The sequence below is a fragment of the Winogradskyella sp. PC D3.3 genome, from assembly GCF_054366245.1.
The window spans coordinates 2,947,521-2,972,641 of sequence record NZ_CM135962.1 but is presented as its reverse complement, the minus strand read 5'-3'; the positions used below and the strand labels follow the sequence as shown (position 1 = coordinate 2,972,641).

General features: G+C 34.3%; 20 protein-coding genes. 2 read left to right on the top strand and 18 right to left on the bottom strand.

Translation table 11 applies throughout. From position 1 onward, the window contains the following. Positions 1 to 361: 361 nt before the first annotated feature. Positions 362 to 769 carry a GNAT family N-acetyltransferase gene (locus ACXGSQ_RS13040; protein ID WP_458626594.1) on the bottom strand — a complete coding sequence of 136 codons (408 nt, stop codon included), beginning with the start codon at positions 767 to 769 and terminating at the stop codon, positions 362 to 364. Positions 770 to 1,072: 303 nt separating this feature from the next. Between ACXGSQ_RS13040 and meaB the strand changes: the two genes are divergently transcribed. Further along, entirely contained in the window at positions 1,073 to 2,077 is a 1,005-nt protein-coding gene (gene meaB / locus ACXGSQ_RS13035) for a methylmalonyl Co-A mutase-associated GTPase MeaB (protein ID WP_458626593.1), read from the top strand. Positions 2,078 to 2,093: 16 nt separating this feature from the next. Beyond that, the gene (locus ACXGSQ_RS13030; RefSeq protein WP_458626592.1) at positions 2,094 to 2,846 is read left to right on the top strand and encodes an acyl-[acyl-carrier-protein] thioesterase; all 753 of its coding nucleotides are present in this window, start codon (positions 2,094 to 2,096) and stop codon (positions 2,844 to 2,846) included. A gap of 807 nt (positions 2,847 to 3,653) precedes the next feature. On the opposite strand, the gene scpA is transcribed toward ACXGSQ_RS13030, so the two are convergent. The 17 genes from scpA to ACXGSQ_RS12945 all read right to left on the bottom strand — a co-directional run bounded on the left by scpA (position 3,654) and on the right by ACXGSQ_RS12945 (position 25,109). Next, positions 3,654 to 5,786, bottom strand: a complete 2,133-nt coding sequence (gene scpA, locus ACXGSQ_RS13025) for a methylmalonyl-CoA mutase (protein ID WP_458626591.1) — start codon at positions 5,784 to 5,786, stop codon at positions 3,654 to 3,656. Positions 5,787 to 5,791: 5 nt separating this feature from the next. After that, a complete protein-coding gene (locus tag ACXGSQ_RS13020; protein ID WP_458626590.1) occupies positions 5,792 to 7,582 on the bottom strand; it encodes a methylmalonyl-CoA mutase family protein in 1,791 nt (596 codons plus the stop codon). A 44-nt stretch (positions 7,583 to 7,626) separates the two neighbouring features. Then, positions 7,627 to 8,949, bottom strand: coding sequence for a sodium ion-translocating decarboxylase subunit beta (locus tag ACXGSQ_RS13015; protein WP_458626589.1), 1,323 nt, complete (start codon positions 8,947 to 8,949; stop codon positions 7,627 to 7,629). 56 nt (positions 8,950 to 9,005) lie between these two features. After that, entirely contained in the window at positions 9,006 to 9,425 is a 420-nt protein-coding gene (locus tag ACXGSQ_RS13010) for an acyl-CoA carboxylase biotin carboxyl carrier protein subunit (protein ID WP_458626588.1), read from the bottom strand. Between the two features lie 92 nt (positions 9,426 to 9,517). Next, on the bottom strand, positions 9,518 to 9,877 hold the full coding sequence (locus tag ACXGSQ_RS13005; protein WP_458626587.1) for an OadG family protein: 360 nt from the start codon (positions 9,875 to 9,877) through the stop codon (positions 9,518 to 9,520). Further along, positions 9,877 to 11,436, bottom strand: a complete 1,560-nt coding sequence (locus ACXGSQ_RS13000) for an acyl-CoA carboxylase subunit beta (protein WP_458626586.1) — start codon at positions 11,434 to 11,436, stop codon at positions 9,877 to 9,879. The genes ACXGSQ_RS13005 and ACXGSQ_RS13000 overlap by 1 nt, the downstream gene beginning before the upstream one ends. Before the next feature lie 33 nt (positions 11,437 to 11,469). Next, on the bottom strand, positions 11,470 to 11,880 hold the full coding sequence (gene mce / locus ACXGSQ_RS12995) for a methylmalonyl-CoA epimerase (protein ID WP_458626585.1): 411 nt from the start codon (positions 11,878 to 11,880) through the stop codon (positions 11,470 to 11,472). 354 nt (positions 11,881 to 12,234) lie between these two features. After that, positions 12,235 to 14,064 (bottom strand): monovalent cation:proton antiporter-2 (CPA2) family protein, encoded by a 1,830-nt coding sequence (locus ACXGSQ_RS12990; RefSeq protein ID WP_458626584.1) that lies wholly within the window; start codon positions 14,062 to 14,064, stop codon positions 12,235 to 12,237. A gap of 122 nt (positions 14,065 to 14,186) precedes the next feature. After that, positions 14,187 to 14,780, bottom strand: coding sequence for a TetR/AcrR family transcriptional regulator (locus tag ACXGSQ_RS12985; protein WP_458626583.1), 594 nt, complete (start codon positions 14,778 to 14,780; stop codon positions 14,187 to 14,189). Between the two features lie 12 nt (positions 14,781 to 14,792). Then, positions 14,793 to 16,208, bottom strand: coding sequence for an efflux transporter outer membrane subunit (locus ACXGSQ_RS12980; protein ID WP_458626582.1), 1,416 nt, complete (start codon positions 16,206 to 16,208; stop codon positions 14,793 to 14,795). 4 nt (positions 16,209 to 16,212) lie between these two features. After that, the gene (locus ACXGSQ_RS12975) at positions 16,213 to 19,350 is read right to left on the bottom strand and encodes an efflux RND transporter permease subunit (protein ID WP_458626581.1); all 3,138 of its coding nucleotides are present in this window, start codon (positions 19,348 to 19,350) and stop codon (positions 16,213 to 16,215) included. Positions 19,351 to 19,371: 21 nt separating this feature from the next. Further along, positions 19,372 to 20,499 (bottom strand): efflux RND transporter periplasmic adaptor subunit, encoded by a 1,128-nt coding sequence (locus tag ACXGSQ_RS12970; protein WP_458626580.1) that lies wholly within the window; start codon positions 20,497 to 20,499, stop codon positions 19,372 to 19,374. Positions 20,500 to 20,522: 23 nt separating this feature from the next. Then, positions 20,523 to 21,014 carry a GbsR/MarR family transcriptional regulator gene (locus ACXGSQ_RS12965; RefSeq protein WP_458626579.1) on the bottom strand — a complete coding sequence of 164 codons (492 nt, stop codon included), beginning with the start codon at positions 21,012 to 21,014 and terminating at the stop codon, positions 20,523 to 20,525. A gap of 214 nt (positions 21,015 to 21,228) precedes the next feature. Further along, positions 21,229 to 21,846 (bottom strand): MarC family protein, encoded by a 618-nt coding sequence (locus tag ACXGSQ_RS12960; RefSeq protein ID WP_458626578.1) that lies wholly within the window; start codon positions 21,844 to 21,846, stop codon positions 21,229 to 21,231. Positions 21,847 to 22,007: 161 nt separating this feature from the next. Beyond that, positions 22,008 to 23,498, bottom strand: a complete 1,491-nt coding sequence (locus tag ACXGSQ_RS12955; RefSeq protein WP_458626577.1) for an aldehyde dehydrogenase family protein — start codon at positions 23,496 to 23,498, stop codon at positions 22,008 to 22,010. A gap of 55 nt (positions 23,499 to 23,553) precedes the next feature. Further along, positions 23,554 to 24,147, bottom strand: a complete 594-nt coding sequence (locus ACXGSQ_RS12950; RefSeq protein WP_458626576.1) for a DsbA family oxidoreductase — start codon at positions 24,145 to 24,147, stop codon at positions 23,554 to 23,556. A gap of 17 nt (positions 24,148 to 24,164) precedes the next feature. After that, positions 24,165 to 25,109, bottom strand: coding sequence for an alpha/beta fold hydrolase (locus ACXGSQ_RS12945; protein WP_458626575.1), 945 nt, complete (start codon positions 25,107 to 25,109; stop codon positions 24,165 to 24,167). Between the last annotated feature and the right edge of the window lie 12 nt (positions 25,110 to 25,121).

Sequence of the window (25,121 nt, the reverse complement as noted above, 5' to 3'; positions counted from 1 at the left end):
CTTTTCTAGTACATAATGTGTTACTGTGACGGATACGGCTAAACCTACAAGTATTAACAAACGAATCCTTGTAGCGTTGACATTGCTTTTTAATTTATTGTTAGCGTAAACTATGTCTATTAAAATGTATAGGACTGCAATTATGCTTCCTAAGATAAGACTAGCATAAACAAATGCTAAGTCATAAATAATATGAGATAATTTAGCAAGCCAATCCGTATTATTTGATTTGGAACCTAAAATAATTCGCATATAAGCAAACGCAAGCAATAAAGCTATCAGAGTCGTACTAATATAATTTAAAATTCGCTTTAAAATCCTCATAGGCAATTGGGGTATTGTGTGGTCTTTTTAAAATTCATTATCTCAAATCGTTTAGATCCTTCAATAAAAAACAAACTTCTGTTTGCTTCATGCCTATGTGTGGATAATATGTTTCAGCCGCTGGTGCAGCTAATAAAATAAGCGTTGCTTTTGGTGTTTTTTGCTTAGTTTGTTTAATGAGTTCCCTTCCTATTCCAAGTTTTTGATATGCTTTATCTACGGCTAAATCTGAAAGATAACAGCAGTAAACAAAGTCTGTAACAGATCTAGAAACACCTATAAGTTTATTATGGTCTCTAGCCGTAATAACTAAGTCAGCATTTTTTATCATCGTTTTTAGCCTTTCAGAATCGTCTATAGGCCTCCGTTCGCCAAGTGTTGATTTTACGAGTACTTCTTTAAACTCTTCTGATGACAAATTATGTTCTACTTGGTATGTTATCATCCTTATTATATTTTTGGTGCTTTTATTTATGCACTTAAATTAATCATTAAAAACCAAATTGAATCAGTAATACATCTTAAGATTGAATTTGGTTTAGTGTTGGTATGTGTAACTTTTGTTTCTGTTGGTCGCACTCCTTTTCTACTTCGCTTATATTGATGTCATCTCGTTACGTTTTTACAAGAGATTCATTAGAAAATACTGCTTTAAAAAGCCTTATTATTCTATGCTATTTTTTGCATTATCAGTATCTTTGTTAAAGTTGGTGAACCCTATAAATAATCTTAGCTTTCTTATAGAATAATGAAAAACTATAAACCCAAAAACAGACTAACTCCACAGACTTATATCGATGGGATATTAGCTGGTGATCGCGTTATTCTTTCTAGAGCAATTACGGTTATAGAAAGTAATTTGGAAAGCGATAAACGATTAGCCAAAGATATTGTACAAGAGATTTTACCAAGTTCGGGAAAATCAATTCGTATAGGTATTACAGGGGTTCCAGGGGTTGGAAAAAGCACCTTTATAGAAGCCTTTGGGTTGCATTTAGTAAAAAAAGGTCATAGAGTCGCTATTTTATCTATAGATCCAAGTAGTCAGCGTTCTAAGGGAAGTATTTTAGGAGACAAAACCCGAATGGAAGAATTGGCTAATTTGCAAGAAGCCTATATCAGACCTTCCGCCTCTGGTGATACCTTGGGAGGTGTCGCTAATAAAACAGGGGAAACTATGTTGCTTTGCGAAGCTGCTGGGTACGATGTTATTTTAATAGAAACGGTTGGGGTTGGACAATCGGAAACAGCCGTTCACGGCATGACGGATTTTTTCTTATTATTGATGCTGGCTGGTGCTGGTGATGAATTACAAGGAATTAAAAAAGGCATCATGGAAATGGCAGATATGGTGGTGATTAATAAAGCGGATGGAGATAATATAACCAAGAGCAACATTGCTAAACGGCAATATCAAAATGCGCTACATATTTTTCCGTTATCAGAATCTGAATGGAGTCCTGTGGTTAGTACCGCTTCTGCTATTAAGAATATCGGAATCTCTAATGTTTGGGATGAGATTTTGAAATATAAACAACTTGTTGATGCTAATGGCTACTTCTTAAAAAACAGAACCCATCAACAAATCAAATGGATGTATAATAATATTAATGAAGAATTAAAACAGTTGTTTTATCATTCAAAAGATATTAAGAATGAACTATCCATATTAGAACAGGATGTTATAGCGTCCGAAATATCTCCTGTTAAGGCAGCACAACAAATCATTGAGAAATTTAAAAAGTCATTTTAACTAATCGCTATTCAAAATGAAGTTTGATAATTATTTCGACCAACAATTTGAATTACGATATTTTGAAATGAACAAATTAGGTCTAGCTACTCCTACAATAATACTAGGCTTACTGGAAGAAACTGCTGCTGATCATTGTTATGCTATTAATCATAGTTTATTTGACCTTTTAAAAAGGAATGTGGGTTGGGTATTAGTCTCTGGAGTTTTGCAAATGGACCGTTATCCTAGTTATAAAGAGAAAATTACCATTAGAACTTGGTTGTCTAATTACTCGTCTATTAAAGGTTTTAGAGAGAATATCATTTTTGATGAAAAGCAAACTATTATAGGACGGGCTAAAGGCTTGTGGGTATTCTTTGATATCGAAAAACGAAGACCTGTTCCTATTTTTAATGCTATTAAAGAACAATGGTCGTTTTTCAATAGTTCCTCGATTGACCATGATATTAAGAAGAAGATTCATGCTGTTGATTCTGCAGACTATATCGAGAAATTTAGAGTCAACCGGTTTGATACAGATATGAATAAGCATGTTAATAATATTAGATATTTACAATGGGCTATTGAATCTATTCCTGAAGATATTGTAGATCGATGTTTTTTGCATAAAATTGATGGTCGTTTTATTGCTGAGGCGCAGTATGGAGATACAGTATTGTCTTTAACCAAGACACTTGGAACGGAGCAGGCTTTTCAGCATACTATAACAATTGAAGGTAGTGATAAGATTTGTGCTACTGCTCATACGGTTTGGAAGGGATATTGATGTTGGTTGAGTTAGCTTGTGTTTTTATTCTCCTACGGATTGTGGGTGTTTTTACAGATTTTTATGCCTGTCTTAATGTGCTCCCGCAGATTATGCAGATTACCCAGAAATTTATGTTCTTGTGAATTGTTCTGGTTTTGGTAACTTTTCCTAGTTTGATGTAGAGGGGAGAAATTTAAATGTTTTTACGGTCCCGAGGATTGTGGATGTTTTTACAGATTTTTATGCCTGTCTCAATGTGCTCCCGCAGATTGTGCAGATTACCCAGAAATTTATGCTCTTGTGAATTGTTCTGGTTTTTGTAACTTTTCCTAGTTTGATGTAGAGGGGAGAAATTTAAATATTTTTACGATCCCGAGGATTGTGGATGTTTTTACAGATTTTTATGCCTGTCTCAATGTGCTCCCGCAGATTATGCAGATTACCCAGAAATTTATGTTCTTGTGAATTGTTCTGGTTTTTGTAACTTTTCCTAGTTTGATGTAGAGGGGAGAAATTTAAATGTTTTTACGATCCCGAGGATTGTGGATGTTTTTACAGATTTTTATGCCTGTCTTAATGTGCTCCCGCAGATTATGCAGATTACCCAGAAATTTATGTTCTTGTGAATTGTTCTGGTTTTTGTAACTTTTCCTAGTTTGATGTAGAGGGGAGAAATTTAAATGTTTTTACGGTCCCGAGGATTGTGTAGATTATGTAGATTATTCAGTTTATGCGGCTTTTTAGGATTGGTTTTATGAGAAGTCGTTTTATAAAAAAAAAGCCCAAACCATTTAATGTTTGAGCTTTTATCTTTTTAATTTGAACTTATTCTTGTTCTAAATATTTTTCCATAATGGTTATTGCCGATTCAGAAATCACGGTACCAGGGCCAAAAATGGCTACGACTTTGCGCTCTAATAGAAAATCATAATCTTGAGCAGGTATCACACCACCTGCAAAAACCATAATATCTGGTCGACCTAATTTTTCTAATTCACCTATTAATTGTGGTATTAAAGTTTTATGTCCAGCAGCTAAGCTTGAAGCTCCAATAAAATGCACATCATTTTCTATGGCTTGTTTTGCCACTTCTTCTGGTGTTTGGAATAATGATCCCATATCCACATCGAAACCTAAATCTGCAAAACTAGAAGCCACTACTTTGGCACCTCTATCATGTCCATCTTGGCCCATTTTTGCAATCATAACTCTTGGTCTACGCCCTTCAATTTCCGCAAATTTATCAGCTAGTTGCTGTGCTTTTACAAAGGTACTATCGTTATCTACTTCTTTTCCGTACACGCCACTAATTAATTTAGTATCTGCTTTATGTCTTCCAAAATGAACCTCTAAAGCATCTGATATTTCGCCTAAAGTAGCAAAATTTTCAGCTGCTTCAACGGCTAGCTCTAATAAATTACCTTCACCCCCACCTGCACAATCTTCTAAGGCTTTTAAATTAGCAGCAACTACTTCAGCATTTCGTTCTGCTTTCATTTTATTTAAACGTGCAATTTGAGAATCTCTAACCGCTGTATTATCAATATCTAAAATTTCAATATTTGATTTTTCCGTTGTTTTGAATTTGTTGACACCAACTAAAATATCTTGACCAGAATCTAAACGTGCTTGTTTACGAGCAGACGCTTCTTCAATACGTAGTTTAGGTACTCCGGTTTCAATGGCTTTTGCCATACCACCTAATTCTTCAACTTCTTCAATGAGTTTCCAAGCTTTTTTTGCAATTTCTTGGGTTAAATATTCCACATAATACGAACCAGCCCAAGGATCTACAGCCTTAGTCATTTGTGTTTCATCTTGAATAAAAATCTGTGTGTTACGTGCAATCCTAGCGGAAAAATCTGTAGGTAAAGCAATAGCTTCGTCTAAGGCGTTGGTATGTAGTGATTGCGTACCTCCTAAAGTGGCAGCCATCGCTTCAATACAGGTTCGTGCCACATTATTAAACGGATCTTGTTCACTTAGACTCCAACCCGATGTTTGACTATGCGTACGCAATGCCATAGATTTTGGGTTTTTAGGGTTGAACGATTTTATGATTTTAGCCCAAAGCATACGTGCAGCACGCATTTTGGCAATTTCCATAAAATGATTCATACCTACGGCCCAGAAGAACGACAAACGCGGTGCAAATTCATCGATTTTTAATCCCGATTTTAATCCGGTTCTAATGTATTCCATACCATCGGCTAAGGTATAAGCCAGTTCAATATCTGCCGTTGCACCTGCTTCTTGCATGTGGTAACCACTAATAGAAATGGAATTGAATTTGGGCATGTTTTGCGTAGTGTATTCAAAAATATCACCTATAATTTTCATAGATGGCAATGGTGGGTAAATGTAAGTATTACGCACCATGAATTCTTTTAGGATATCATTCTGAATAGTCCCAGAAAGTTGATTTAAAGGGACCCCTTGTTTTTTTGCTGCTGCAATATAAAAGGCCATAATTGGTAATACCGCTCCATTCATAGTCATGGATACCGACATTTTATCTAAAGGAATCTGATCGAATAAGATTTCCATATCTAAAATAGAATCTATAGCTACCCCTGCTTTACCGACATCACCTGTAACGCGTGGGTGATCGGAATCATAACCTCTGTGCGTTGCTAAATCAAATGCCACAGACAGTCCTTTTTGTCCTGCCGCTAAGTTTCTTCTGTAAAAAGCATTAGACTCTTCTGCCGTTGAAAACCCTGCGTACTGTCTTATCGTCCATGGTCGCATTGCATACATGGCACTATAAGGTCCTCTTAAGAATGGTGGTACACCAGCCGAAAAACTTAAATGTTCTGCGTGTGCAATATCGTCTTTTGTAAACTGTTTTTTTACAGGAATTCCTTCAGGTGTATTCCAAATATCTTGGCGTTCTGAAGGTGCAACTGTTTGTTTAACAGCTGTGTTTAGTTGTATATCTGAAAAATCGGGTTGCATACGTCTTAAGATTTAATGGTTTGTTGAACTTTACTTTGAATGCTTGAAATCGTAGCAATAACATCAGATCTCATATTAACGCATCCATCCAATCCAGCTTCAGTTAATTCATTCATATGAGCTGGTGCACCTGCAATTAGTAAGACTTTAGTCTCATTTAAAGCCCTAAATGTTTTAATAAATGCTAATGCTGTTTCGTGATAATCTTCATCTGAACTACACATTACCACAACGTCGGAATCTGATTTAGCACTTAATTCTGCAGCTTGCTCAGCACTTTCAAAGCTTTTTTCTTGTAATACATTATAACCGCTAACTCCAATAAAATCGTAAGCAAATGCAGCTCTAGCTTTACGCATTGTTAAGTTACCATAACTAGCCAATTCTACTATTGGACGTTTGTTTGTGGCTGAAACAAATTCTTCAGTTGTTCTTCTTATGGCTTCAATTTCTAATGACGCTCTCCTTGGTGTTAATACTTTGGGATTCGCTGATTCTCCTTTAGAAAGTAAGCTAGAATCGATGGTTTCCATAAGGTTTGGATATTTGTTTATCCCTACCATTGGAGTTCTGCGTTGGCTAATAAGTTTTAGCTTTTGTAAACGAATTTTAGCAATTTGTTGTTGAATGGTTTCATTTTCAAAGGCTTTATAAAATCCGCCTTCAGCTTCAATAGCTTTGAATAATTCCAATGCTTTTTCTGCGATTTTAAAACTCACCTCTTCGATATAATACGATCCATCAACGGGATTAGACACTTTACCAAAATAAGATTCCTCTCTTAAAATGGTGGTGATATTTCCTGCTATTCGACTTGAGAAATCAGAAGGGTTTTTGAATTCTTTATCATAAGGGTCTATGAGAACACCATCTACATTCCCTAATATGGCAGACATGGCTTCAGTGGTGCAACGCAGTAAATTAGTTTCTGCATCGGTTACTGATTTACTCCAGATAGATGTTTTTGCTGTAATAGTATTATCATATTCTGTAACCCCATATTTTGCGGCGATTTCAGCTAATAAACTATTAAATGCTCTAAACTTACCGATTTCAACAAAATACTCTAAGCCAATGGCAAGAAGAACATTTAAGTTATTGAAAATATCTTGGATAGCAATACCCTTAGTTTTTAATTGTTCGGTTAAAAATACTATTGCATTTAAGGTATAAGCAATCTCTTGCACTTGATTAGCACCAGAATCTAAATATTCTGTTCCAGAAATAGTGATGGCTTTAAAGTGCGGGAAATTAGCTGTTAATTTTACTAAGTCCGCAATATTTTGAGTTTGATTATCATCTAATTGACCTGTTGTAACATAGTTAGAAATGACACCTGTGTTAATGTACCCCTTTAAGTCTGTTCCTTTAGCATACGCTACGAGATCTTTAATGAATGTAGTGGCATTTTGATTCAATTCAAAGGCCACAGTAATGGTGTTTAACTCAATGCCTTTTAAAAGTTCTGCGACTGGAACGGTATCGGTTAATTGGAAGATTAGACCATTTATACCTTCGTCAATAGCTTTTATGGCTAATTCGTTTCCGGTTTCGGCACAACAAACAGGAACCGTACGATAATTTACTAATGTTTGAGAATTCTCTCCTGTATTTTTTAGTGGTGTGATGGTCGCTTCACTATTGTAACAAGGTTGAATATTGATACCGTTCAGGTTTTTCCAAACGAGTTTTTTATCAAAATCAGCACCTTTTAAATCGGCTGTCACTCTTTCCATCCACTGCTCGGTTGTTACTGGTGGAAACTCGGAAAAGAGTGGTTTATTTTTCTTATTCATAATAATTACTATTATTCAAGTTATTTAATTCTTCTTTTAGGTTGTTATCCTAAGAAACTCAATATAATACCTGCTGCAATGGCAGAACCAATAACTCCAGAAACATTTGGTGCCATGGCGTGCATTAATAAGTAGTTACTTGGATCAGACTTTAAGCCTTCTGTGTGTACAACTCTAGCACTATCAGGAACGGCTGAAACTCCAGCAGCACCAATTAAAGGGTTTATTTTATTATCTCCTTTTAAGAATAGGTTCATAAATTTAGCAAATAATAAGCCACCGCAAGTTGCAATAACAAATGATATGGCTCCAAGACCAAAAATCAACATAGAGTCTTTTGTAATAAAAATATCAGCCTGTGTTGAAGCCCCAACGGTTACACCTAATAAAATCGTAACAATATCAATCAATTTCGTTCTTGCTGTATCCGCTAAGCGTTCTGTTCTTCCAGATTCTTTTAATAGGTTTCCAAAGAATAACATTCCTAATAATGGCAATGCACTTGGAGAGATAAATGTGGTTAATATTAAGGCTACCACAGGAAATATCATTTTTTCCTTTTGAGTAACTGCTCTAGGTGGTTTCATTTTAATTTTTCTGTCTTTTTTGGAAATCAAAAGGCGCATTAATGGTGGCTGAATTACCGGAACCAAGGCCATATAGGAATAAGCTGCAATAGCGATCGGGCCAATTAAGTTTTTCACGGTTGTACCATCTGGCATTAAGTTAACTCCGTTAGCCAGCTTAGATGATAGGAATATAGCTGTTGGTCCATCTGCACCACCGATAATACCAATAGCGCCAGCTTCAGGCAGATTAAATCCTAAGTACAAGGCCCCTAAAAACGTTGCGAATACTCCTATTTGCGCTGCACCTCCTAAAAGCATAAGTTTTGGATTTGCAATTAATGATGAAAAATCAGTCATAGCTCCGATGCCTAAGAAAATAAGTGGAGGATAAATCCCTTTGACAACACCAAAATAGAGGTAATTTAAAACAGAACCTGTTTCATAAATACCTGTTTGGTTTCCTGCGACAAAAGGGATGTTTCCCAGTATAACACCTGCACCAATAGGGATTAATAATAAAGGTTCGTAATCGAATTTAATTCCTAAATAGATAAACACGATTCCTATGATAATCATAATCACATTTCCCGATGTTGAATTAGCAAATCCGGTATAACTGTAAAATGATTTTATGCCATCTAAGGCCTTGTTGACAATGCTTTGGTCTTCGTCACTGTCTACTTGCGTCGTTGATGCAGAAGACTGATCTATAGCGTTTATATTGGCACCTAAGCCCAGTACTGGTCGCATTAAAACCAGCAATGATATGGCACTAAATATTATAATTAGTTTCTTCATTTTTAAATTTTAAATAATGATTAATTTTCTGTTGCGTCACCTGCTATTGACAGGTTCTATTCTAGTTCAATCAATACGGCATCTTGCAACACTTGTTGTCCTACAGTTACGTTAATGGATGCCACGACACCAGATTTTTCGGCCATTATATTGTTTTCCATTTTCATCGCCTCTAGAACTAATAATAAATCATTCTCTTTGATGGTATCACCAACGTTTACGTTAAGGGCTAAAATGACTCCAGGTATTGGTGCTACAATTTTGGTTTTTGTAGATTTTGGTGTGACTTGTAACGGTGCTGCTGGTTGTTTTGATGCCGAACGTACTAAGGTTGGTGTTTTTGTTTTCTTAATGTCTTTTTCCATAACGACATCATATAAAGTTCCATTAACCTCTAAATTGATTACATTATCTTCGTGCGACTTTATATTAACCGTATATCCGTTTTCGTTGACTTTGAATTTATAACTTTTCATGTGTTTGTATTTATTGAGTTTGTATGGTCACATGCTGTTCGTAATACATCGTTTTTTTTGTAATGATATTTAGAACATGCGCGTTTCATTTGTTATATTCTATTTTGAACTCCATATATCTTAGAACTCCAAGGCGAATATGTCTTTTTAACTTGCTTAATTGTTAAAATAGCGCTTTCATTGTCATGCTGTTCGCTTAAATACATGTGTACAGAAGCTCCAATGACTGCTGAAATTTCTCCTGTAAAACCATGATCTTCTTTTACCTTAATCTCGCTAATTTTTTTGTCTTTTCCTTTGGTTATAACTTTGTACATATAAAGCATTACAGGTAATCCGTAATTAAAGAAAAGAGCTAGAGTTGTTAAGGCGCCAAAGACAATAAGTAATCCGGTTATTAGAATAACGTATCCTTCACTTATTTGATCGGTATATAAAAGTGGTTGTATCATTATAATGGAATGTTTGAGTGTTTTTTAGGTGGATTTATATCTTTCTTATTCTTAAGTAATTCTAAAGCTCTAATAATTCTGAAACGTGTATTTCGCGGTTCAATAACATCGTCGATAAACCCATACTTAGCGGCTTGATACGGGTTTGCAAAGCGCTCTGTATATTCATCTTCTTTTTGTTGGATGTAATCTTCTTTTTCAGAATCGTCTTCTATTTTTCTAATATTAGAACCTTCTAAAACTTCGACAGCACCTTTAGCACCCATTACAGCAATTTCTGCAGTTGGCCATGCATAATTTACATCACCTCTTAATTGTTTACAGCTCATTACATCGTGTGCTCCACCGTAAGATTTTCGTAAGGTAATAGTGATTTTAGGTACGGTAGCTTCTCCATAAGCAAATAATAATTTGGCACCATGTAATATAATTCCGCCGTATTCTTGCCCTGTTCCAGGTAAGAAACCAGGGACGTCCACCAAGGTTACAATAGGAATATTAAAAGCATCACAAAAACGCACAAATCGCGCAGCCTTTCTAGACGCATCAATATCTAAAACTCCAGCATAAAATTTAGGTTGATTTGCAACGATACCAACAGGGTGACCATTAAATCTGGCAAAACCTACACAAATATTTCGAGCATAATTTCTATGTACTTCAGTGAATTCCCCATTATCAGTGATTATTGAAATCACATCGACAATGTCATAAGGTTGGTTTGGGTTTTCAGGAATAATTTCATTTAAAGCATCTTCTAAACGGTCAATAGGATCATTACAACTCAATATTGGTGCTTCTTCTAAGTTGTTAGAAGGCATATAACTCAATATCTTACGAATTAATAATAAGTTTTCCTCGTCATTTTCTGCTAAAAAGTGCGACACACCAGAACGTGTTGAATGGATTTTAGCACCTCCTAGTTGTTCTGCCGTCACGACTTCACCTGTCACCGATTTCACGACTTTCGGACCTGTTACAAACATATAGCTTGTATCTTCAGTCATAATTGTAAAGTCCGTTAACGCCGGTGAATAAACCGCTCCACCAGCACAAGGGCCTAAAATGGAAGAAATTTGAGGAATCACACCAGAAGCCATAATATTACGTTGAAAGATTTCGGCATAACCTGCCAATGATCTTACACCTTCTTGGATACGTGCACCACCAGAATCATTTAACCCAATAACAGGAACTCCAATTTTCATTGCCATATCCATTACCTTACATATTTTTAAGGCATAAGTTTCAGATAAAGACCCACCGAATACTGTAAAATCTTGAGCAAATAGATATACTATTCGTCCGTCTATTGTTCCATGTCCTGTAACAACACCATCAGAGAGGTAAATTTGTTTGTCTAATCCGAAAGACTTTGTTCTATGGGTTACAAACATGTCAAATTCTTCAAAACTATCGTCGTCTAAAAGAATGTCTATACGTTCACGAGCTGTTAATTTACCTTTAGCATGTTGTGAGTCAATTCGTTTTTCTCCCCCTCCTAACTTGGCTTTGGCTCTTTTTTCTATAAGCTCATTAATTTTATCTTGATTTGCCATAATTATTTCCTTTGCTTATCTAATTCTATTAATTCAGTTCTTTGGTTTTGCACATAATTCTGTAAGTACGCCTAAAGTTGATTTTGGATGTAAGAATCCAATTTCTAAACCTTCAGCTCCTTTACGGGATGTTTTATCAATTAAAGTTACACCGCGTTCTGCTGCTGTTTTTAAGGCATCGTTAGTATCATCTACAGCAAATGCGATATGATGTATACCCTGTCCTTTTTTAGCAATAAATTTTCCAATAGGTCCATCTGGAGAGGTGCTTTCTAATAATTCAATTTTGGTATTTCCTACTAAAAAAAAGGCTGTCTTCACCTTTTGATCAACAACCTCTTCTACAGAATAGCATTTCATTCCTAATACCTGCTCATAATATTTTATGGCTTCCTCTAAATTTTCAACTGCAATCCCTAAATGTTCGATATGTGAAATATTCATAATTCCGATGTTTTGTTTCTACAAATTTAGCTTAGGGCTATTTTTTATAATATGATTGATATCATATTTTCAGAGACCTTGCTTATAAATTTGTGTAGGCAGATAGGCATAACGCTTGGATACTTGCGTTATCAGGGACTTATGAGACGTAGGGATATGATGAAGTTTTGTAGGTAAATTTAGAGATGCTATACGATTTATGAAGTCCGTAATTTTATGATGTAAATTTTGAGAATTATGCACTAATGTGGATTTGTGTTACTCAAAAGATAATGAGTTACCTCTAATATTAGGCCTTTGTAATTGCAGAAATAAGGATGTAAGGTGTTATCCAAACAGTTTGATTAGTGGCTATTAATCGACTAAGCCTCTTTTAAAATCTTCATTTAAAAGCTTGTCTTGTTGTTCTAATTCTTGTCGTGCTTTAAAAATATAGCTGTCATCTTTTTTAGATTCAGGTGCCAAACGTCTTATACTTTCTTCATCATACTTAATAAAGTTTTGTACTTGTTGCTTTAAGGTGTCTTTTTGGAAACCAACTTTAGCCAATACATCGCTTGCAAGCGTTAAGGATGTTTCTAGAGTTTCACGATATATATTATCTATTCCCATGTTTAATAATTCAAAAGCAACATATCTATTTTTTGCTCTAATCATTAATTCTATATGCGGGTATTTTTCTTTAACACGTTTTGCTATTTGTTTAGTAACATCAGGATTGTCGATAGCACAGATTAAAATTTTAGCTTCAGCAATACCTGCAGATTCGAGTAAATCGATTCGGGTAGCATCACCATAATAGACTTCGAATCCCATTTTTCTAAGAAAATCGACACGGTTAGAATCTTGATCTAAGATTGTGGCTTCTACACCATGGGACCTCAAAAACCTTCCAATAGTACTTCCAAAATGACCAAAACCAACCAGAATAATTTTATGCGACTTTGCAATATGATCCATGGGTCTTTTAATGGATTCTTTTGTTCCAATTTTTGGGAGTATTAAGCGTTCGTTCATCATCCCAATAATAGGTGTAATTGCCATAGATAAGGCCGTTACAACTAGCATGATGTCTAATTGTTCTTGTTCTAAAATATTGGATTGAAAAGCAAACGAAAGTAAGACAAATGCAAATTCTCCAATTTGAGATAAATTAAAGGTTAGTAATAAGTTTTGATCAATTTTTAATTTGAAAATAATTCCTGTTATAAATAAAACAGCCGCTTTGATAACGATAACCGTAATTAAAATACCTCCAATAGATAATGGATTATTAGAAATGACGATAAAATTAATAGAGGCTCCAACAGCCATAAAGAACAAGCCTAACATTAGGTTTTTAAACGGTTCTAATGTGCTTTCTAACTCGTGTTTAAATTCACTATTAGAAAGGACTACGCCGCCTAAGAAGGCCCCTAAAGCCGGACTTAACCCAACATATTCCATTAAAAATGAAATTCCAAAAACAATTAAAAAGGCCGCTGCAATTAAGAGCTCTCTAACTCCCGATTTTGCCACCTTACGCAACATAGGTACAATTAAATAACGCCCCATAATGATAATTAAAACAACAGATATAATAATAGCGAGTGTTTGTAATCCTATTGGTAAACTATGTAATAAATTAGTGTTGTCTCCATGATTTGCGGTAGAAGTCACCGATTCTGAATTAGAGAATAAGGGTATGGCTCCAATCATAAAGATGACAATGATATCTTGAAATAATAATATGGAAAATGAAGAAGTACCAGATGTGGTCTTCATTAATCCTTTCTCTTTTATGGTTTGCAGTGCTATTGCAGTAGAGGATAGTGCAACAGCCATAGAAATCACTAATGCGACTTCCCATGCGTAACCAAAGGCTGTAAATAGCAGGTAGGACAGCATCATGGTGCCACCAACTTGTATGCCCCCCATTCCTAAAATGGTTTTACGCATATTCCAGAAATTCTTTGGTTCAATTTCTAGCCCGATTAAAAATAGCATAATTACTACTCCATATTCTGCAAAGTGCATGATGTCTTGCCCTTCTTCACCTATATATCCTAATACAAAAGGACCGATTATAACACCCGCAAATAAATACCCTAATACAGAACTTAAACCTAAGCGCTTAGCAATTGACACAAAAATGATTGCGCTTGATAATAATATTATGGCTACAAAGAGTAAGCTTCCTGTCATATTTTAAAGGTCTTTAAAGTGTGTTTTACGATGTGTTAAGCCAGCGAAATAGAACTATAATAAGCATGATCTATTTACGTAAAATTAAAATAATTCAAAGAATTACTTCTGCTTTAGTAAAACTAATCAAAATATGAATTAGAATAATCGGAATTAATAATGCCTTTAAGGTTATAAATGACCAAATTATTGAATAAGTCTTCTTTTGGGTACAACTCGAATAAGTTGTTTTCTTTAAACACAAGGTTATCAATTCTAAAAAAGTAGATTTTTACCACTAATTCTAAATTAACGTCTTTTTTTATGGTACCAGACTCTTGTGCTTGTCGCAGTAAAGGGTATACTATGTGGTTTGATAATTCTTCGATAAAGTCATCAAACAATTGACTTGCTTTAGGGTAGTATTTTTTTAAACTGAAAAGAAAAGAGGGCCTAAAGTATCTCATATACTCAAACCCTCTTTTGTAAATTAATATAACACTCAAAACAGGATCATCACTATTACTAGAAACAATCTTATTTATATCTTCTCTATACTCATTTAATAAACTTTCGAGACCAGAAGTTAAGAGGTCTTCTTTGTTATCAAAGAATGTATAGATCGTTTTTTTTGATATGCCAAGCGTTTTTGCTAACTGGTCTAATGTTATATGTTTACTACCAAATTGGGTAAACTTTGTAATAGAACATTTTAACAATTCTGCTTTCGTTATCATTTTGCAATTATTTTATCTCCATCCACCACCAAGGGCTTCATATAAATCTACAATAGATATCAATTGTTGTAGTTTACTATCTATAATATTTAATTCAGCACTTAAGGCACTTTGTCTTGCTGTTAATAAGTCCAAGTAGTTGGCATATCCATTTTTAAGTAATTCTTCTGAGTTAGCTTCAGCGGTACGCAATGCTTCGACTTCGTTTTTTCTAAACTCGAATTTTTTAGTTTCCGCTTCATAAGCATATAAAGCATTAGAGACTTCATTACCCGCTATTAATAAGGTTTTTTTAAACTGAAGTAAAGCTTGTTCTTGCTGTGCAATAGCCACTTCCTTTTGTGTTTTTAATTGTCTTTGATTAAAGATGGGTTGTGTTAATCCACCTACAATAGTAGCAAATAATGAATTTGCATTTAACAACTTATCTAGTTCTAAACTTTGAAACCCTCCTGAAGCTGTTAACTTTAATGATGGATATAAATTGCTCTTCGCTACATTCGTTAGTTCAAAGGATTGAATTAAACCATATTCAGCAGACATAACATCTGGTCGGTTACTTAATAAAGTGGCAGGTACACCTAATACAATATCTTGTTCAATATTCTGAAGATCTAAACTGCTTCTTTCAAAATGTTGAGCAGATTTACCTAATAGTATACTCAAGGTATTTTCAGTTTTAAAAATAGCTGTTTCAATATCGACTTGCAAGGCTTTAGCGTTGTTGTATTGCGCTACATTTTGGTCTACCGCAACTTGTGTTACTTGTCCTGCATCTTTTAAAGCTTTAATGGTTTTAACTCCACTTTCTCTCGTTGCGATAGTTTGCTTTGTTATTTCTAATTGCGCATCTAAAGCAAGTAAATTATAATAGGTGTTGGCAATACTAGAAATTAATTGTGTTTTTACCAGTTGATGCCCAGCCACACTCTGTAAATAGCCAGCTTGTGTTGCTCTTTTATTACTTCTTATTTTTCCCCAGATATCGGCTTCCCAAGATAAGTTTGCTGTAATGTCATAGGTGTCAATTCCGCCACTAAACAACGACCCAAACTGACTATTTTCTGACAATTCTTGATGTGTAGCATTGGCGCCAATACTTGCTGATGGTAAATACCCAGCTTTGCCTTGTTTAGCATAAGCTTCTGCGGCAATGATTTGCTGCAAAGCTATGCGAATATCCATATTATTTTGCAGACCTTCTTCTATATAATTTTGAAGGTATTGATCTGTAAATAAATTTTTCCAAGATATATCTGCAATAGAAACACTATCTGTAGACAGGTTATCGGTTCTATATAGTGTTTCTGTTTCAGACAATTCAGGTCTTACGTAATCTTGCGCCACAAAACAACTTTGTAATGTTAATGCAACAATAAGTAATAAGACTCCTTTATTAAAATTTCTATGTTTTATAGTTGACTTCATCGTTTTATTTTTCAATAGTTTGTACTGCTGGTTTACTAGAAACTTTTTCTTGTAACCACTGAAATAATATAAATAGGATTGGAATTACAAAGACTCCTAAAATAGTTCCTATAAGCATACCTCCGGCAGCTCCTGTACCAATAGAGTTGTTTCCTTCTGCACCAACACCTTTTGCTAAGACTAATGGCATTAATCCTAAAATAAATGCGAAAGAGGTCATTAATATAGGTCGTAAACGTGCTTTAGCACCTTGAACTGCAGAATTAACAATGCTCTCACCATTTTTCCGTCTTTGCAAGGCAAATTCTACAATAAGAATGGCATTCTTGGCCAATAATCCAATAAGCATAATTAAAGCAATTTGGAAATAAATATTGTTCTCTAAGCCTAGGAACTTCGTACTTATATAGGCTCCAAAGACACCGAAAGGAAGTGATAATACCACAGCAAATGGCAATAAATAACTTTCGTATTGTGCACTTAATAAGAAATACACAAATAAAATACTTAAGATAAATATAAAGGTGGTTTGATTACCTGCATTGACCTCTTCTCGCGTTAAACCTGAATAAGCAACAGTATAATTACTTGGTAATTTAGCGACTTCTTCTTCAATAACTCTAATAGCGTCACCAGTACTAAATCCGTCATTTGTGGCACCTGTTATAGTGGTTGAGTTAAAAAGATTAAAACGCGTCACCGATTGTGGACCATATACACGTTTTAAGCTTACAAACTGCGTAATTGGTGTCATTTTACCAGAGCTTGTTCTTACATACATACTATTTAAAGCGTCTTCATCTGCTCTGTCTTCTGGTAAGGCTTGTATATAAACTCTAAACTGTTTACCGAATTTAGAAAAATCAGACGCATAAATTCCACCGATATATCCTTGCAAGGTTGAAAAGATACTCGTTACCGAAACTCCTTTCTCTTTAGCTAGAGGTACATTAACATCCATTTCATATTGTGGATAGTTAGTGTTGAATGATGACGTTGCATATTTAATTTCTGGACGTTGCATTAAAGCCATTGTAAAGTCATTCTTAGCTTTGTCTAAGTCTGAGAATTCCCCTCCAAATTTATCTAACAAATTAATTTCAAACCCAGCCGAGTTACCGAAACCACGAATACTTGGTGGTGAGAAGAAAATAATATTAGCATCTGGAATAGTCGCCGCTATACCAAATAATTTTCCGGTAATAGCTTGGGCCGAAAGCGCTTCGTCTTTACGTTCTCCCCAGTCTTTTAGTTTGATAATTCCAAAACCAAAGTTACTACCAGCACCACTAATTAAACTTCGTCCTTTTATAAAGTTAACCCCAACAATACCTTCTATGCCTTCAATTTTTTCATATAATTTTCTGGCAACGGCATCGGTTCTATCTAAAGATGCTCCTGGTGGCAATTCGATATTGGCAAAAATAATACCTCTATCTTCATTAGGTACGAATCCTGTAGGAGTTGTTTTAGAAGCCCAGTAAATCCCTACTCCTGCAATGACTAAAAGTAATACAGAAATAATTTTTCTTTTGTATAAAAAATGAAGTGATTTTCCGTAACGATCTACGGTAGCATTAAAGCCACGATTAAATAAAGTGTAAAAACGTTTTAACGGCCCTTTTCCTTTTAATTCTTCATCGTCTTTATGTTCTTTTAATAATAAGGCACATAAAGCAGGACTCAATGTTAAGGCATTGACTGCCGAAATTAGAATCGCAATAATTAAAGTCACACCAAATTGTTCATAAAACACACCAGTTGGACCGGTTACAAACGTCACAGGAATAAATACTGCAGCCATTACCAACGTAATTGAGATAATTGCTCCAGAAATTTCGTTCATAGCCGTTAAGGTTGCTTTTTTAGGATTGTGTTCGCCTTCATCCATTTTAGCATGGACGGCTTCTACTACCACAATAGCATCATCGACTACAATTCCAATGGCCAGGACTAAGGCAAATAGCGTTAATAAGTTAATGGAATACCCAAAAACATTTAGGAAAAAGAAGGTACCGATAATAGAAACGGGTACTGCAATGGCAGGAATTAAAGTTGATCGGAAATCTTGTAAGAAGATAAAAACCACTAAAAACACTAGTAAAAAGGCTTCTAATAAAGTAGATACTACTTTTTCAATTGAAGCATTTAAAAATAAACTCGTATCGTAGGGTACAAAAATATCTAAGCCTTTAGGTAAATCTGCTTTTACCTGTTCTAATGTGGTTTTGATATTTTCAATAATCTCTTGAGCATTGGAACCTTTGGTTTGAAAAATCCCCATGAATACAGCTGGATTACCTAAACTCATGGCGTTAGATGAGTACGATTGTGCATCTAATTCAATAGTCGCTACGTCTTTCAATCTTAAAAACTCTCCATTTCCTAAGGCTTTAATAACAATGTCACTGTATTGGCTTTCATCTTTAAAACGGCCACTGTAGGTTAATGTATACGAAAATGATTCACCATTATTTTGTCCTAAAGAACCTGCTGCTGCTTCTAAATTTTGTTCAGCTAAAGCGGCAGAAATATCTGAAGGAATTAAACCATAAGAGGCTAATTTTTCAGGATTTAACCAAATACGCATCGCGTAATCTTGTTGAGAGAATACACTAACGTCTCCAACACCACTAATACGTTGCATAGCAGGAATAACATTAATTTTTAAGTAATTCTGAATAAATGTGGCATCATAATCCTCACTTTCAGAATACATAGAAATAAACATTAAAGCACTAGTTTCTTGCTTTTGCGTTATAATACCTGTTTGTGTAACCTCTGAGGGTAATAAAGGTGTTGCTCTAGCAACACGGTTTTGAACGTTTACAGCGGCAATATCGGCATCAATTTCTTGATCAAAATATACTGTAATTTCAGCAGAACCAGTGTTAGATGCTGTAGAGGTAATATAGGTCATACCTTCTACTCCATTGATTTGTTCTTCAATTGGAATAATGACACTTTCTAAAACGGTTTCTGCATTTGCACCTGTATAATTCGCCGTAACTTTAATCGTAGGTGGTGCAATATCGGGATACTCTTCAATAGGTAAGCTTGTGATACTAATAACTCCAAGCAAAACTATGATAATAGAGATTACTGTTGAAAGCACAGGTCTTTCAATAAATGTTTTTAACATGATTACTATTTTCTAGGTTAATTAGTTTTTAAATAAAGTGGCTATAGGTTTAAGAGCTTCTTCAAAAGATACTTCTTGTGGAGAGATTACCATACCATTTCTTAATTTACCAACTCCAGTTACAACGATTTTATCATTTGTATCTAAGCCAGATTCTACAACATATAAGTTATCTACAGTACCTTGAACTTTTATAATAGACGTTTCAATTTTGTTTTCGGCCCCAAGTTTAAATATCATAATATTGCCTTGTTGCTCAAATGTTGCCGTTTGAGGGACTACAATGGCGTCTTTGTATTCTATAGGGAATTTTATTTTTCCGCTGTTTCCGTTGGTTAAAATTTCGTTAGGGTTATTAAATGCAGCTCTAATTTTTATAGTTCCTGTATTTTGATTGACTTGTCCTGTACTGGTTTGGATTCTCCCTTTTTCGGCATATTCTTTTCCATTGGCTAAAATCAAACTTAGATCTGGTGAATTTTTAATACGTTCTGCTTTTGTTTTGCCTTCAGATCGTTGTAAATGGTTGATGTATTGTGCCTCATTAAAACTAAAGAATGCATAAACTTGATTAATATCACTTACTGTAGTTAATGGAGTGGCATCATTTGGGCTAATTAAAGCCCCTTCTCTAAAATTAATTGAACCAACATAACCATCAATAGGACTTTTAATTGAGGCATAGCCAATATTAGCGGTGACACTACTATAATTAGCTTTGGCTTGTGCTAAATTAGCTTTGGCTGTTTCTAATTGTACAGGACTAATAATATTTTTTTCTACTAAAGGAATTAGCTTGTTAACTTCTACTTGTGCCACATTAACACGTGCTTTTGCAGCACTTGCATCTTGACTTAAAGACTGTGTTTCGAGTCTAAATAATAGTTGTCCTTTACGTACTTTCTGACCTTCATCAACGTATACTTTTTCAATATATCCAGACGTTTTAGCTCTTACATCACTATTTACAATACCTTCAATAGTTGCTGGGTATTCAGTATACCCCGTTACTGTCTTTGTTTGTATTTGAGTCACCGGAAAAGGTGCTGGCGGAGCTTGAGCTGGTGCAGCTGTAGCATTTTGTTTGTCTCCACAACTGACAATAACTAAGAATAATCCTAGGATAGTGTATAAATTAGTCTTTTTCATTTCTTTTTTCTTTAAATATGGAATTAGTGATTAATTAATTTTTCTCTTAAGGCTTTTACAGATGACGATGCTTCGTCTATAAACTTGATATAATCGTTATGAAAAGTTAAATCGAATTTTTCATCATCATTTATAATTTTTTCATTGTTTTGGTTTTCTTTATAACTTTTAATTTCTAGATGTACTTCGCGTTCCTCTTGCCAATGGCTTATCATTCTATCGACATGTTGAATTATGGTGTCTTTATTAATTATAAAATACTTTTTACGATCTCCTGTTTTTGTGAAATACTCAATTTTGTTTAAATCTTTTAAATGATTAAGGTGCGTTGAAATTGTACTCTTACTAGCGCAAAGGGTACTTACCAAGTCTTCAAAAGTGGCTCCTCTTTTACCAGTAAGTATAATGTAAGACAAAATGCGCGCAGCAACAGGAGCTAATTGTTCTCTGTTCTCTAAATGAACTCCTAGTTTCTCAACTAAGGCCATTTTTTTTTGGCAGATATTTTCTTTCATTTTTTAACTATTTTACTACTGTGTTTTGAAAATGAGTTATCGCAACGCAGTAAATTCTTTGCAAAGATATTTATTGGTTCGGAACAAACCGAACAAATCGAAGTTAAATGAATGTTAAAAATATTAAGCCCCTAATTCAATACCATTGGTAGGTTTATTTTTTACTTGTTTTGTGAATTGAAATAGTCGATAAAACGACTTTAAAAAGAGGGTACTACATTAGATTAAATGAAATTTTTATTCCTGTAATAATCATACCTGTGCCTATAATAGCGATAATTAATCCCATTATTTTTCCAATAACAGAGATGACATTATTTCCTACTAATTTAACAATAAGGTCACTTAGTCTAAAGGTTGTATAAGCAAGTACGCTCATTAACCCGAATATAGCTATCACTAAAAAGATATGAATGGGCTCTACATTAGCAACAAAATTCATCGCTGTAACAATCGTTCCTGGTCCTGCTAAAATAGGAATGGCTAATGGTGAAACTGCAATGTTTTCATCAATATCGACATGCTTGAGTGTTTTAACATTAGATTGTTTAGATTGCAACATTTCAAAACCGATATAAAATATTAAGATGCCACCTGTGATTTTAAATGCAGGAATACTGATGTTAAATAACTCAAAAATAAATTTTCCTAATAACACAAATACGGTAACAATAATAAACGCAATAATATTGGCTCTTTTATTAATGTCGTCTTTTGTTTTTTTATTAGCGCCTTGGGTTAAGGCTACAAAAACCGTCATATTTGATATCGGATTTGTAATGGCAAAAAATCCCGTGAATACGGTAATACAAAATGTTATTAAGTTATCCATTTAAGGGGAAATTTTGATTAAAAAAAAACGCAAAACTACTTCTTTATTACTAAATCTATCAAGATTTATTTTCAAAAATTTTGGATTGTTGTTTAATATAAGAAATGCTACGATTAATTATGCAATTAATTGTAGCATTTTATTAAATAAAAATTTTAATTCTATTGAAAGTCAGATGCTTTGAATGGATATTTTCTTGGTGTTTTTTGAATAGTAATCCAATGGGCTACGGTAAACGATTTTACGCCCCATTGTCCGTTAAACCTACCTAATCCTGAGTTTTTAACGCCACCAAATGGTGCATAAGCACTATCATTAACTGGTTGATCGTTAATATGCGTCATACCAGCCTCAATACCTTGTGCAAATGCCATTCCTTTTGCTTCATCTTGTGTAAATACAGCACTAGACAAACCATAATCTGTTGCATTTGCTAAGCGTAAAGCATCCTCCATATCTTTTGCTCTTGCAATAGATACAGCAGGTCCAAATATTTCGTTTTTAAACAACGGACAATTTTCATCAACATCTACAAAAACATGTGGTGGCATATGTAAACCTTCTGCTTCACCGCCTAAAGCCATTTTATAACCTTCAGCTTTGGCTGATTCTATTAAGTTTTTTACAGTATCAAACTGAGCTTGGTCAATGATTGGTCCAATGAACGTATCTGGATCATTCATATCTAAACGTTTTAAAGTTTTAACTTTGGCGATAAATTTTTCTGTGAATTCATCATAGACTTTATCTTCTACAATAATTCTGTTTATAGCCATACAAATCTGACCTTGATTCATAAATTTACCCCAAGCAGCAGCTTCAACCGCTTGATCAATATCTGCATCCTCGAGCACTACAAACGGACTATTACCACCCAATTCTAATTCAATATTTTTAATAATATCAGCACTCAACGCATTTTGACCTACTTGACGACCAACGGGAGTTGAACCTGTAAAAGAAATTAATTTTGAAATTGGATGTTTGGTAATCGCTGTACCAATAGTACCTCCACTACCTGGCAACACACTCAACAATCCTTTTGGGAAACCTGCTTCTTCTAAAAATGAAGCAAAAATTAATCCTCCAGTTACTATAGATGTCGATGCTGGTTTTAAAACAACTGCGTTACCTACTGCTAAGGCAGGACCTAGTGTACGTGCTGTTAATTGTCCTGGGAAATTCCAAGGTGATATTAAGCCAATGACTCCTAATGGTTTTCTAACGGCAATAGATTCTTTGCCTTCTATATCTCGTGGTAAAATTTTACCTTCTACTAATAATGGTAAATGCACAGAACTTTCAAAAACACTAGCTACTAATTCGGCTTCAAAATAACCTTTTGCTAAGGTTGCTCCCACTTCTTTTCTTGCCCATTCTGCAAATTCTTGCTTTCTGTTTCTTACCACTTCGGCAAGCTTAAGCATCATTCTACTTTTTTCTGGAGGTAATACTGCTGCCCATTTTTTTTGTGCAATAGCTGCTGTTTCAAAAGCTTCATTTACATCATCTTCGGTAGCACTATTTAAAGAGAATAATTCTTCTTGATTCCAAGGGTTAATATCTTTTATTGCTGGTCCTTTTCCGTCTTTCCATTCGCCACCAACAAATATTTTTTTGGTGTAATTTGGTAATTCGTCTTGTGTTTTCATTTTCTGTATGTTTTATATGTTCTTATAAAAATTTTATATAATCGTTACTGTATATTTATGCTTTTAATTCTTCAAAGACTTTTCTGAAATTTTCAGCACTTTGAGCTCCAACAACTATAATTTTATTATTAATAATAAAAGTTGGAACACTCGAAATATTATTATCGCTACAAAATATTTTATTGGAATCTAATATTTCTTTATACTTATTTGTAGCTAAAACCTGATCAACTTCTGCTTCAGAAATACCTACTGTCAATGCCATTTTTTTTATTTCAGGAACCAAACTTATGTTTATATCTTTAAAAAAGAATGCTTCGTACATTAGTGTATTAAACGCATCAGATTTGTTTACCTCTTTAGCATACTCTGCAACTTGTAATGCTTTGTTAGAATTAGGCATAGCAGTTATATCTGCAAATTCATAACCGAATTGACGTCCAAATTCTTGTAGCTGAATATTTTTCTGTTTTGCATTTGGGAAATAATCTTTTGAGGGAATACCGTTTTCAGGTATGTCTGAATGAATTTCATATCCTCTAAAGTTAATTTCAATATCATATTCTTTTTTCAGGCTATCCATAGTTCCTTTTGCGATATAGCAATAAGGGCATTGAAAATCAGAAAACATTGTAATTTGGTATTTCATTTTATCTCGTTTTTTAATTACTTTTTATTAGAATTTTTATTCTCTTTTAATATTCGTCTAAGCGCAAACACAAAGCTCTCAGGGCTTTCCTCTTGCGTAAAATGATCTGCATTAGGCAATAATTGAACATTTGCATTTGGATAATAAGAACGCCATTTAGCAATAGATTCTGGATTTCCTAGAGTTCTATTTTTCTCACCAAAGATCAACTCCACTGGCTTGTCTGCTAAAAGGTGTAATTTTTCTTCTATTTCTAGAAACCAAGATTCTGAAAGTGTAATATGCTGTGGAAAAATCAATGTTCCTTTTCTAGATTCTGGTGTTGGAAATGCCATTTCATAAGCATTAATAATCGCTTGATTATTGCCAGATTTTTTATTCATACTTTTTAAAAGCAATGTTCTTACAAAGTAATTCTCCTCATAAATAAGTCGCTTACCTTCTTCAGTTTTAAAAAAATTAGAAAATTTTTCTGATTCAGGATTCGCTTTCCACGCCCAAGTATTAGAAATAACGGTTCCTAGAATCCTATTTGGATGGTTTGTAGCAAGATGCAATGCAGTTGGTCCGCCCCAATCTTGCACAACCAAAATAAACTTTTCAAGTTTTAAATGATCAAGCACCAAAGATTTCACCCATTTTGCGTGCTCTTGTGGCGTATAATCAAAATCTTTAGGTGTATCTGAAAATCCAAAACCTGGTAAGTCATAAGCTATTAATCTTGCTTCCCCAGATAACGCTTTTATAATATTTCTAGATATAAATGACCATTCTGGATTTCCGTGTGCTAAAACAATAGGTATGCCTTCTCCTTCATCTATGTAGTGCATTGAAACACCGTCTTTGTCATACCAATTACTTTTAAAAGGATACTCTTCTTTATCTACTAGAAAAGGTCTTTTCTTTTGGTTTGATGCATCTTTGTTAAAAATTAAAGCGTTTGTAGAATTATTATTTTCCATAACCAAATTGCT

Coding starts and splice junctions, on each gene's coding strand:
- ACXGSQ_RS13040 (WP_458626594.1), bottom strand. CDS start 769: ATGATAACATACCAAGTAGAACATAATTTGTCATCAGAAGAGTTTAAA.
- meaB (WP_458626593.1), top strand. CDS start 1,073: ATGAAAAACTATAAACCCAAAAACAGACTAACTCCACAGACTTATATC.
- ACXGSQ_RS13030 (WP_458626592.1), top strand. CDS start 2,094: ATGAAGTTTGATAATTATTTCGACCAACAATTTGAATTACGATATTTT.
- scpA (WP_458626591.1), bottom strand. CDS start 5,786: ATGCAACCCGATTTTTCAGATATACAACTAAACACAGCTGTTAAACAA.
- ACXGSQ_RS13020 (WP_458626590.1), bottom strand. CDS start 7,582: ATGAATAAGAAAAATAAACCACTCTTTTCCGAGTTTCCACCAGTAACA.
- ACXGSQ_RS13015 (WP_458626589.1), bottom strand. CDS start 8,949: ATGAAGAAACTAATTATAATATTTAGTGCCATATCATTGCTGGTTTTA.
- ACXGSQ_RS13010 (WP_458626588.1), bottom strand. CDS start 9,425: ATGAAAAGTTATAAATTCAAAGTCAACGAAAACGGATATACGGTTAAT.
- ACXGSQ_RS13005 (WP_458626587.1), bottom strand. CDS start 9,877: ATGATACAACCACTTTTATATACCGATCAAATAAGTGAAGGATACGTT.
- ACXGSQ_RS13000 (WP_458626586.1), bottom strand. CDS start 11,436: ATGGCAAATCAAGATAAAATTAATGAGCTTATAGAAAAAAGAGCCAAA.
- mce (WP_458626585.1), bottom strand. CDS start 11,880: ATGAATATTTCACATATCGAACATTTAGGGATTGCAGTTGAAAATTTA.
- ACXGSQ_RS12990 (WP_458626584.1), bottom strand. CDS start 14,064: ATGACAGGAAGCTTACTCTTTGTAGCCATAATATTATTATCAAGCGCA.
- ACXGSQ_RS12985 (WP_458626583.1), bottom strand. CDS start 14,780: ATGATAACGAAAGCAGAATTGTTAAAATGTTCTATTACAAAGTTTACC.
- ACXGSQ_RS12980 (WP_458626582.1), bottom strand. CDS start 16,208: ATGAAGTCAACTATAAAACATAGAAATTTTAATAAAGGAGTCTTATTA.
- ACXGSQ_RS12975 (WP_458626581.1), bottom strand. CDS start 19,350: ATGTTAAAAACATTTATTGAAAGACCTGTGCTTTCAACAGTAATCTCT.
- ACXGSQ_RS12970 (WP_458626580.1), bottom strand. CDS start 20,499: ATGAAAAAGACTAATTTATACACTATCCTAGGATTATTCTTAGTTATT.
- ACXGSQ_RS12965 (WP_458626579.1), bottom strand. CDS start 21,014: ATGAAAGAAAATATCTGCCAAAAAAAAATGGCCTTAGTTGAGAAACTA.
- ACXGSQ_RS12960 (WP_458626578.1), bottom strand. CDS start 21,846: ATGGATAACTTAATAACATTTTGTATTACCGTATTCACGGGATTTTTT.
- ACXGSQ_RS12955 (WP_458626577.1), bottom strand. CDS start 23,498: ATGAAAACACAAGACGAATTACCAAATTACACCAAAAAAATATTTGTT.
- ACXGSQ_RS12950 (WP_458626576.1), bottom strand. CDS start 24,147: ATGAAATACCAAATTACAATGTTTTCTGATTTTCAATGCCCTTATTGC.
- ACXGSQ_RS12945 (WP_458626575.1), bottom strand. CDS start 25,109: ATGGAAAATAATAATTCTACAAACGCTTTAATTTTTAACAAAGATGCA.